General features: G+C 28.3%; 2 protein-coding genes. Both read right to left on the reverse strand.

Translation table 11 applies throughout. The annotated features are described in order from the left end of the window. Positions 1–329 (reverse strand): TubC N-terminal docking domain-related protein (locus F7018_RS18095; protein WP_150901503.1); only part of this gene is annotated, 329 nt, incomplete at its 3' end. Further along, positions 326–8053, reverse strand: coding sequence for a non-ribosomal peptide synthetase (locus F7018_RS18100; protein WP_217701400.1), 7728 nt, complete (start codon positions 8051–8053; stop codon positions 326–328). The genes F7018_RS18100 and F7018_RS18095, both read right to left, overlap by 4 nt. Between the last annotated feature and the right edge of the window lie 11 nt (positions 8054–8064).

An 8064-nucleotide genomic window follows, 5' to 3' on the forward strand; every position in this document is an offset into this window, starting at 1 on the left:
GCTATATCTAAAGACTTACCAACCTTGTAAAACATTGGCATATTATAACTTGTACCTCCCTTATCAAATTCATACATAAAGTACATACGCTTTTGTACTGATGATAATGGGTAGTTTTCTAAAAAAGAAGACTTGGGAATAATTGTTGAAGACTCTTTATTCCTTAAAGTTTTAAAAAAAGTTAATATTTCTTCTTTTTTTTCCTTTAATTCTCCTACAATTTCTGTTGTTAAAACCTCATCTGGATCATAAACTGCTAGTTGTTCTTGATTGACAGTAACAATGATATTATTATTCCTCAGATTCGTAATATATTCATCGATTCTCATATGATTAGTTTTGCTTCCTTAAGATTATCATTTGTCTCACTATCTATTTGTTTTACTGTAAGGATATAATCAGATATTCTTTTTACTGTTTGCTTTTCAAACAATTCTTTTAATGACATTTCTACTAAAAACGTTTTGTTTAGCCTATTAATTAAAGCCATTGCTTTCAACGAATTACCACCTATTTTAAAGAAATCTTCATCTATACTTAAAGAAGAAGCTTCTATTTTTAATAGCTCTGACCAAATATTAACTATTTGTTCTTCTATCTCATTTGTTGGAGGAACATATTGCTTTGTAAAAATTGTACTAGGAGATGGTAATAACTTCTTCGCTAGTTTTCCGTTTGCAGATAAAGGGAAAGAATTCACCTTTATAAAAAAGGAAGGAATCATATAATCTGGCAACTGTTTTTTTAGATAACTTTGAATTTCTTCAATTGACAGTTCCGAAGAATCATTAATATAATAAGCTACTAAAGCGACCTCACTGTTAACACTTCTACAATCTACAACTACACTTTTTATTGTTGGATGATTAGATAATACATGCTCTATCTCTCCCAACTCAATTCGGTAACCTCTAAGCTTAATTTGATGATCATTTCTACCTATGAACTCTATATTTCCATCTGGTAACCATTTTGCTAAATCACCTGTTCTATATAATTTATAGGAATCATCTTCATTAAAAGGGTTTTTTATAAACTTTTCTGCACTTAATTCAGGCCTATTAATATATCCTTCAGCAACTTGAACACCCCCTATTAATAACTCACCAATAACATTTTCTGGTACAATATCATTTTGATCATTAACAATATAAAGTTGCGTATTGGACACTGGAGTTCCAATAATATTTTTATTTCCTTTATAGTCTGTTAAATCTACTGCTGTTACATCAATTGTAGCTTCAGTTGGTCCATATAAATTATAAATTTTTGAGTTCGAAAACTTCTTTTGGAATTTTTTTAAAGTTGAGTTAGTCAATGATTCTCCACTACATATTACATTAAGCTTGAAAGTTTGCAATTCTACATCATCAAATTCATTTAGAAAAGTATCTAACATTGAAGGAACAAAATGCATCAAAGTAATTCCTTCTTCTTTAATTATATTTTTTAAATAGGCCAAATCTGTATGTCTATTTGGTTTTGCTAAAACCATTGTAGAGTTAGTAATTAAAGGTGTTATTAATTCCCATACCGATACATCAAAAGTAAAAGGTGTTTTTTGCAAAATCACATCATCTGATACGTTAAAATAATTTTGCTTCCACATTAATCTATTTAATAAACTTTCATGCCTAATCAGAACTCCTTTAGGCTTACCAGTCGAACCAGAAGTATAAATCACATAAGCAATGTCTTCAGGAACTATACTTACTTGTATGTTTTTTGAAGGATATTCAACAACTTTTGAAGAAGTTATATCAATGACTGATAATTCATCTGAAATAATTTGCTTTAATTTATCTTCTATCAAATTAGATGTACTTAAAAGAAGTTTAGCTTTACACTCTTTCAGTATAAAATCTATACGTTCCTTCGGATGTTCTGAGTCTATTGGCACATAAGCTCCACCAGCTTTCATAATAGCCAATATCCCAATAATCATTTCAAAAGATCTTTCTATACAAATAGGAATAAGATCTCCTTTTTTAACACCTTCATCTTGAAGAAGAGACGCTAATTGATTAGATCTTTTTTCTAAAACCTTATTAGTCATTTGATCTTTTCCAAAAATTAGTTTGATAGCTTCAGGATTGCTCTCAAATTGATTCTTAAATAAATCCAATACTGTGTTTCCTAGAGAATATTTTTCTTTAGTAGCATTATTATTCACCAACAAATGATGTTTCTCATTTTTCGTCATATAATTAATATCCGAAATCTGATTTGATGATAATAAGGATCTAAGAGTTTCTTCAAAATGACGCAAAATCATTTCAATTGATGATAATGAAATAAGTTGATTGTTATATTTTAGATTTACAGTTATACCTGAATCATCTACACATATATATAAAGACAAAGCATAATTATTTTCTTCTTTACCTTGAAAGTTTCTTATACTTAAAGTTTGTCCTTTACTTGAAGTATTAACAACCTCTTGTGAATAATTATCAAAAATTATTAAAGAATCAAATAACTCATCTTGAATCAGACTGTTATTTTGAATATCTGTTATAGATAAATGTCCGTGTTCTTCTCTTGAAATTATATGTTCTTTCTGAAGATTGATCAACCAATCTGATATAGACTGTTTTTCTGTAATAGTTGTACAAACTGGAATTGTATTTATATATAAACCTATTCCTGATTCTATGCCTTTAGTAATCTCATTCCTACCCGATATAATTGTACCAAATGCAACAGTGTTATTGCCTGAGTATTTAGAAAGAAGATAAGCCCAAGCACCTTGAATTACAGTATTTATTGTAATTTGATGTTTTTTCGCAAACTGTTTTAATTCTTGAGTAAAATCATCTTTCATAAAATGTTTAACATTATTATTACTAAACACTTTATTTCTTTTCTTATTATCAATTAAAAAAGGAAGGAAACTAGGTGTTGTGAGAGATGAAAGGTAGTTTTTCCAATACTCATGTCCATTAAACTCATTTCTTAAAAAAAACTGTTTAATATTGTTTATATAATTATCCTCTCGGTTTGATATAGAAACATCTTTATTATTAACTAACTCTTGATAAATACCTACTACTTTAGTTAATAATATTGACACAGACCAACCATCTAGTAATATATGATGGTGTGTAAAAACAATTTTATACTCACCTTTAGACATTTTTAAAATATTAATTCGGAAGGGAGAAGTCTTTAAATCAAAAGGTTTTATATAATCTTCTTTAAGAAATGCTTCTATTTCTATATTATCTTTATTACTATAATCTAAGACCCTCAACGGAAGTTTCCTTTTCTTTGAAACACATTGAACAGGAATATTAAAAAATTCATTATTAAAAGAAGTTCTTAAAATACTGTGTTTCTCTATTAAGATTTCCCATGACCTTTGAAATAATTCTATATTTAAAGAAGGCATATCAAAACTCATCTGTACGATATAATTAGAATTATCATCATACAAACTATGAAATAATAATCCTTGTTGAAGAGGAGTTAATTTATAAATATCTATTATATCATTATTCCCTTGTAAGCTTAAAAACTTCGTTAATTCTTTATGATTGGTTTCTAAATGCAGTCCATAATCAAAAGGTGTCTTAATAGAGTTATCTACTGTTAAACAATGATTTATAATTAACTTAAGATTATCCTCAAAAGATTGAGCTAATTTCAATACTGTTTGTTCAGAAAAAATATTACTATTATAATTCCAGTTAAACTGCATTCTTCCTTCAACAACAAGTCCGCTTATACTTAATTTATGGTTATTCTGATTTTTTAAATCTATGTTTTGTCCCATTGATTCGGAAGCCATACTAAAGAAACCATTAGTTTGATCTTCTGTTTCAAACTGACCTAAATAGTTAAAGATAATTTGTTGAAAGTTCTTTGAAAGTTGTGAACGTATATCATCATCATCATTTAGGTAACGTAAAATTCCATAACCTATACCTTTATTAGGAACTTGTCTTAATCTTTCTTTTACTTCTATAATTGTTCTATCTAAACTATCTTCTGAATATGTTAATGTTAATGGGAATAATGACGTAAACCAACCTATAGTTCTACTTACATCTATATTATCAAATATATCTTCTCTTCCATGCCCTTCTAAGCCTATTGTAAACTCATTAGAATTAAGCCATGGTCCCAGAGTCATCGCTAAAGAAGACATTAATAAATCATTAATCTCAGTATTATACTTTTGATGACATTCTGTTAGTAAAACTTCTGTTTCTTTTGCTGTTAATTTTGTCTGATAAAACTTAACATCTTTATAAGTACTCTTGTATTCATTTGTTGAAAAATCATAAGGCAGTTTAACAGCTTTAGACAACTGTTTTTTCCAATAAGTAAACTCTTTTAACAAATACTTACTATTACCGTAACTATATAGTTTTTGTTGCCATTGACGATAAGATGTACTTTTTCTAGATGTAACTGTAACTTTTCCTTTAATGGCATCATGTATATAACCTGATAAATCATCTAATAAAATATGCCAAGAAACTATATCAACAATCATATGATGCGCTACGATAAATAATCTATTATGTGATTCGGTATCAGATGTTTTAATAAGTACAAAACATATTGTATTTTCTGTTAGAGAAAGACTTTTTTGATATTTAGAGCAAACTTTTGTTATATTTTCACTTCTTTCTTCAATATTCTTAAGGTTCTCTATATACAACTTAGGTTCTTCTAATGAATACACTCCTTGATAAATATCTCCTTCTTTTCTATACTTAGCTCTTAGTATATCATGTTGAAATACAAGTTTAGAAATAGCTTTGTCTATTATATTATCATCTAATTCTTTGGAAATTTTCATTAAAACAGATTGGTTATAATGATTTACATTATTGAAAGACGACTCAGCAAAATCATGTTGTATAGGAAGTAGTTCAAACTCTCCTTCTAAAACACCAACTTCTGATAAAACAGTATTATTTTTTCTTAAATTTTGAGATAATTCTTGAATTGTTTGATTTTTAAAAATATCTCCTACTCTTAAATGAATATCTTGTTTTTTAGCTTGACTTACAACCTGGATGGCAGTGATTGAATTTCCTCCTAAAGAGAAAAAATTATCATTAATTCCTACTTTTTCATTTTTTAAAAGCTCTTGCCAAATTTTAACTAACCTTATTTCTGTTTGAGTTCTAGGTGCTACGTATTCATTAAAAGATAAGTCCGATGTTTTGGCCTCTGGCAATGATTTTCTATCTAACTTTCCATTAGCTGTAAGTGGAAAACTATCTAATTCTATAAAAACTTCAGGAATCATATATACCGGAACAACATTGCTTAACTCATCTCTGACTATTTTTTTATCAAACCCTTCTTTTACAACAGCATAAGCTACTAATTGGTTATTATCCTTAGAAACAATTACAACACTTTGCTTAATAGTTTTTACCTGATTTAAGTGATATTCTATTTCACCTAATTCTATACGATTTCCTCTTATTTTTACTTGACTATCATTACGTCCTAAAAATTCTAAATTTCCATCAGGCATCCACCTTGCAAGATCACCTGTTTTATATAATTTATGTCGAGTATTCTTATTAAAAGGATTATCTATAAATTTCTCTGATGTTAATTCTGGCTTATTTAAATATCCTCTTGCTACTTGAATACCTTCTATAATAAGTTCCCCAATAACTCCTATAGGTTGATGAATGTTATTTTTATCTACAATATGAATTTTGGTATTCGCTATTGGTTTTCCTATTGGAACAATAGCATTATTATGTTCCGTTACATCTACGGCTGTAACATCTATAGCTGCTTCTGTTGGTCCATACAAATTGAAAATTCTTGTATTTTCAAACTTTTCTTGAAACTTTGCTAAGGTTGCATACGATAATGCTTCTCCACTACAAATTACTTTACTAAATGAGTTGTTTATATTTAAATCAGTTTCACTAACAAATACATCTAACATAGAAGGTACAAAATGTACAATACTGACTTGCTCATCATTTATTAATTTTTGTAAATATAACGGATCTTTATGCCCCTCTGGTTTAGCAAATACTAACCTAGAACCCGATATCAGAGGAAGTAATAATTCCCATACAGAAACATCAAAACAGAATGTTGTCTTCTGCAATATTACATCATGCTCAGTTACTTCTAAATAATCTCGCATCCACATTAATCTATTATAAATTCCATCATGTTGGTTCATCACTCCTTTTGGTTTCCCTGTAGTACCTGAAGTATAAATGACATAAGCAAGTGACGTTTCCGGTATAGATATATTAGCATTTAATACTTGTTCTTCATTATATAAAAACTCATTATCAAGATTTATTAATTCCACATCTTTAAATAATTTTTGGTACTTCGAGATTGTTAGTACTAAATTAGGCTGTGTATCATCAAGAATATAATCTATGCGGTTTTGTGGATATGTTGGATCTATAGGGACATATGCTCCTCCCGCTTTTAAAATCCCTATAATTCCTATAATCATTTCTAAAGAACGATCTAAACAAAGAGGAATTAAAGTATCAACAGTAACTCCTTTTTTAATCAAAATTTGCGCTAATTGATTAGATATAGTATCCAATTCTAAATAACTCAATTGTTTCTCTTTATACTTGACTGCAATTTTTTCTGGATTAGACTCCACTTGTTTAGTAAATAAATCAAGTATTGTTTTATCTGTTTCGTAATCTGCTAATGTTTCATTAAACTCATCTAGTCGTATACGATCTTCTTTATCTGCTTCAGAGAGAATTATTTCTTTCCCCATTAATGTTGTTTCACTATATAAGAACTGTTCTAAAGTTAATTTAAAATATGTAGCCAACTTTTTTACTTGTTCTTTACTAAAAACAGCTGTTGAATATCTTAATAAGACTCTAAAACTTTTATTGTATACTCCACCATGCTCTTGTCTTAAATCGTGTGCCTCAATATGGAAACCAAATGGAAAATGCTCATTTAAATAAAACTCCGATAAAGAATCTTCTTCTAATTCAATCGATGAGTCATAAGCTTCCCATTCTTTAAAAATTTGAAAATCTAGATAATTAAAAGCAACATCAAAAATTGGGTTATGCTCTCCTGCAGGCTCTTTTATTACTTCTAATATCTTATGAAAAGGCATCTTTTCATGATATTTCAATGTTCTAAGTTTATCTTCTATATAATTAATATATCCCCCCCAAGTCAATTCTTCTGATATTTTTGCTCTAAATGGAATTGTATTCAAAAAACAGCCTAATAATTTATCCCCATCTTGTGTTAATGGTCTATTATTAGTTACAATTCCTAAGGTTATATCATCTTCGTAACTTAACATATTCATTGTATATAAACATGCTGCAAAACATAGATGCTTAAAACTAGTATTGTATCTTATTGCTAATTCTTCTAATTCTTCTCTAAATGAAATTGGTAACTCAAAAACATCACTAACAAAAACATGTTTTTCATCATTAGATGGTAATTCAAATCTTGTATAACCATCAAGCTCTTTTTGCCAATATGTAATCGACTCTTGGCTCTTCGCAGCAGACAATTCTCCTATTATCTGATCTTTATAAGTAGTTTCTAGTAATACTGGAATATAATTTCTATCCTTTACAAGAATAGAATACATATTTAACATCTCTGTTAAGAATGAAGAAAGACTCCAGCCATCAAATAAAGAATGATGGAAATCAAACAATAAATATTGATAATCATCTCTTACTTTTATAATATTTATACGCCACATTAGTGAAAATGATAGCTCAGTTCCTCTCCTTTTCTCTTCTAACAATTTATTTTTTACAAAAACTCTCTGTTCTTCCTTATCTAAATGCTGAATATCGATAAAATTCACCTCTGGATCTGCATTCTTTAAAATAATATGAGCGAAACTTTCTAAATCATATATTTTACGTAAAGCTGTATGTTTATCTATCATTAAACCGACTGCATGTTTGAATAAATCGAAATCAAAGTTTTTGACAGGATAGTCATACATATTTTGTTCATGATAAATAATTTCATGAATATCATCTGATGTATTTTTTAAATACTCAAACACCATTCCTTTTTCAACACCATTCATTGGATATACAG

It is taken from the genome of Tenacibaculum aiptasiae (assembly GCF_008806755.1).
In the GTDB taxonomy this organism is placed as follows: domain Bacteria; phylum Bacteroidota; class Bacteroidia; order Flavobacteriales; family Flavobacteriaceae; genus Polaribacter; species Polaribacter aiptasiae.

Excerpts from the sequence above, each read along its gene's own strand:
- F7018_RS18100 (WP_217701400.1), bottom strand. The coding sequence starts at position 8,053 with ATGAATGGTGTTGAAAAAGGAATGGTGTTTGAGTATTTAAAAAATACA.